This is a genomic window from Marivita sp. (genome assembly GCF_965656765.1).
Taxonomy (GTDB): Bacteria; Pseudomonadota; Alphaproteobacteria; order Rhodobacterales; family Rhodobacteraceae; genus Marivita.
Genome location: NZ_CBFHLV010000120.1, coordinates 1 through 3171, shown reverse-complemented (window position 1 = coordinate 3171; position 3171 = coordinate 1). Strand labels below are relative to the sequence as shown.

Annotated in this window: 3 protein-coding genes and 1 tRNA gene; 1 reads left to right on the top strand and 3 read right to left on the bottom strand. The window is 55.0% G+C overall.

What is annotated here, in order from left to right; all coding sequences use genetic code 11:
• Positions 1 to 53: 53 nt before the first annotated feature.
• The 3 genes from ACTG4M_RS17235 to ACTG4M_RS17225 all read right to left on the bottom strand — a co-directional run bounded on the left by ACTG4M_RS17235 (position 54) and on the right by ACTG4M_RS17225 (position 2875).
• Positions 54 to 827 carry a fumarylacetoacetate hydrolase family protein gene (locus ACTG4M_RS17235; protein WP_439124902.1) on the bottom strand — a complete coding sequence of 258 codons (774 nt, stop codon included), beginning with the start codon at positions 825 to 827 and terminating at the stop codon, positions 54 to 56.
• Positions 828 to 1050: 223 nt separating this feature from the next.
• Positions 1051 to 2154 carry a site-specific DNA-methyltransferase gene (locus ACTG4M_RS17230; protein WP_439124901.1) on the bottom strand — a complete coding sequence of 368 codons (1104 nt, stop codon included), beginning with the start codon at positions 2152 to 2154 and terminating at the stop codon, positions 1051 to 1053.
• Between the two features lie 115 nt (positions 2155 to 2269).
• A complete protein-coding gene (locus ACTG4M_RS17225; protein ID WP_439124900.1) occupies positions 2270 to 2875 on the bottom strand; it encodes a ribonuclease HII in 606 nt (201 codons plus the stop codon).
• A 175-nt stretch (positions 2876 to 3050) separates the two neighbouring features.
• On the opposite strand from ACTG4M_RS17225, the gene ACTG4M_RS17220 reads away from it, so the two are divergent.
• Positions 3051 to 3125 (top strand) — tRNA-Phe (locus ACTG4M_RS17220).
• Positions 3126 to 3171: the final 46 nt, after the last annotated feature.

Below are 3171 nucleotides of genomic sequence, written 5' to 3'. Positions count from 1 at the left end.
ATTTATCCCGGTGATGGCCGATGCCGCAAAGCGAGCAGCGTTGGGCCCTCCGATCACGCGTCAGTAGCAGCTGTCAGTGTCACGCTCACGCCGCCAATACCATCAATTACAACTTCGACCTCCATGCCAGCTTTGACCGGCCGCGCGCCCAAAGAGGTTCCACAGGCGATTAGATCGCCCGGGTTGAGTGTCATGTCTTGCGAGAGCAGGCGAACAATCTCTGCCGGCGGCAGGATCATGTCACTTGCCGGATAGGATTGACGTTCACGGCCATTGACCAACACAGTGATCGTCGCTTCCTGCCATGCCAGATCGGTTTCAATCATTGGGCCAACCACGCCGAAGCCATCAAAGCTTTTGGACCTGGTCCATTGGGGAAAGGACGGGTCTGCATTTAAGATGTCGAGCGACGTAAAGTCATTGATGCAGGTATAGCCAAAGATCGCCTGCTCGGCTTCCTCTGGCGACGCGTTTTTGCATTGTTGGCCAATGACGATGCCCAGTTCGCCCTCGAAGATAACACGCCCGGCGGATGCAGGCAGTTCAACCTCGTCGCCATGACCGGCCAAAGACGTGTCGGCCTTGAAGAAATAGAGCGGATGCGACGGATGTTCGTTCCCCGCCTTTTCAGCGGCCGCTTTGAAATTATTCCAAAGGCCAAAAAACTTGCCCGGCACAACAGGCGGCAAAAGCGATACGTCCGACAACGCAACAGGTTCACCGGCAGAAGCTTCGGACCCAAGCGCTGCACGTGGATGCAGCATATTGTCCGCAACAACGCCCACAATCTCGGTCTGGTCGGATGCTCGTGCTCTGGCCCATTTCATCTTGGTCTCTTCCCTTTTTTTGGTCTGTGCCGCATGAGCACGTGATCTCTTTCGCCGGTCCGGCGTGTTATAGGGCTGTGGTTGGCAGACGCCAACGATTTTGCGCCCGCCTTTCTGAACACGACAAGCCGTTCAGCACAGAAAAAAACCCCGCCGAATAACGGCGGGGCAAGGTGTAGTGCCGCGGATCATGACCGCAGGCACCGGCGGTGTTCTTTGAAAGTCAGGTCATCTCAGACCGTATTTGCTGTCGCAACACGTCGATGGGCACGGTTTTGCCATCTCGTTTGAAGCACCAGTATGTCCACCCGTTGCAGCTTGGGGCGTTTTCCAGATGCGCCCCTACTTGATGGATCGAGCCTTTGATGTCGTTGCCAATCAGCGTGCCATCAGCACGAACCTTGGCCTTGTGACGGCCATTCATGCTCAGCAATTCCTCGCCAGGGCGCAACATGCCACGTTCGACAAGCTGTCCGAACGGCACACGCGGTTCAGCACGCTTGCTGGTCGAGGTTTCAAGAGCCGCTTTATCCAACCGGCGCACTGACGCGATGCGCTGCTCGGCCACAACACGGTACTTCTCTTCGCGTTCAATACCGATCCAGTCACGACCCAGCATCTTGGCAACCGCGCCGGTTGTGCCGGTTCCGAAGAACGGATCAAGCACAATGTCGCCAGGTTTTGTCGCGCCAACCAGAACGCGATGTAAAAGTGCTTGCGGCTTCTGCGTTGGGTGCGCCTTGTCACCGGCTGCATCCTTGAGCCGCTCGCCACCGTTGCAGATCGGGAGAACCCAATCCGACCGCATCTGGATGCCGTCATTCAGCGCTTTGAGCGCTTCGTAATTGAACGTGTATTTTGCGCCTTCAGATTTTGACGCCCAGATCATAGTCTCGTGGGCGTTGGTAAACCGCTTGCCCCGAAAGTTCGGCATCGGGTTCGATTTGCGCCAGACCACGTCATTCAGAATCCAATATCCCGCATCCTGAAGCGCGGCACCCACACGGAAAATGTTGTGATACGATCCGATGACCCAAATCGCGCCATCCGGCTTCAACAGCCGCCGCGCCGCCTTGAGCCAGGCGCGCGTGAATTCATCATAGACCTTGAAACTAGAGAACTGATCCCATTCATCATCCACCGCGTCGACCCGGGAATTGTCTGGGCGATGCAGATCCCCTTTAAGCTGAAGATTATAGGGAGGGTCCGCAAAAATCAGATCGACCGACGCAGCGGGCAATCCATTCATGATATCAATGCAGTCACCTGCAAGAATCGTGTTTATCGGCAGCGCATCCGCGCTGTTCGGCTTGGTCATCTTTGTCATTCTCTGCCTATCGTCCCGGCGCAATTGTTGCGCTTTGTGATTGGTTCAAAAGATGAGTCAAAGCCGATTCGCGGTCAATTTCTTTTTTGAATCAAGTGGTTGTGATTTTTACTTGTCACAACATATTGTGGACCGGCTTAAATGAACGTCTATGGTGAGGGGTCACACCAAGATTTCGAAGGGCTTCTTTGTGACACTTCGTGGGGTAGCCTTGGTTTGTTTCCCATCCGTACCCGGGGCACTGTTGCGCCAAATCCCACATGATCGCATCACGCCTTGTTTTGGCCACAATTGAAGCCGCGGAGATGCTCAGAGAAAGGCTGTCTCCTTTGACGATCGGCGTCGCGGAAAACGTCAAGCCCCGAGGAATGAGATTGCCATCGATCAACACATGATCCGGAGGATGTGGGAGCGCTGCAATCGCGCGGCACATCGCGAGGTGACTGGCCCGCAGGATATTGATCTCGTCAATCTCCTGCACTGTTGCCTCACCGATCCCAACCTCGGCCTGTTCCATAATCACTTTCAGCAACGCATCGCGTTTCCGAGCTGTCAACGCCTTGGAATCGTTCAAGCCTGACGGCACTTGGCCAGGGGATAAAACAACTGCAGCCGCGACAACCGGCCCCGCCAAAGGCCCTCGCCCGGCCTCATCAACCCCGGCAATCCGAAGGTGGCCATCGGCCCATAATTGTTCTTCAAAATCAAAGCTTGGCATCATCACAATAGCTTGCTTATCTGCCTCGAGATGGCAAGCTATTGCCTTTGATTAAGCCCCGGCATCCCGCCCCCCTCGTTGCATAGATTTGTTTTTGCATTTTAACGCGAAAACCCACTGGACACGCCCCAAACCGTCACATAGAACGCCGCCACCCGAACGATGATCGTTCACCCGTGCCCGGGTAGCTCAGGGGTAGAGCAGTGGATTGAAAATCCTCGTGTCTGTGGTACGATTCCGCCCCCGGGCACCATATAATTCGGCTAAGTTGCTGTTTTATATGAAGAAAAGCCTTCTTA

Excerpts from the sequence above, each read along its gene's own strand:
- ACTG4M_RS17235 (WP_439124902.1), bottom strand. The coding sequence starts at position 827 with ATGAAATGGGCCAGAGCACGAGCATCCGACCAGACCGAGATTGTGGGC.
- ACTG4M_RS17230 (WP_439124901.1), bottom strand. The coding sequence starts at position 2,154 with ATGACAAAGATGACCAAGCCGAACAGCGCGGATGCGCTGCCGATAAAC.
- ACTG4M_RS17225 (WP_439124900.1), bottom strand. The coding sequence starts at position 2,875 with ATGATGCCAAGCTTTGATTTTGAAGAACAATTATGGGCCGATGGCCAC.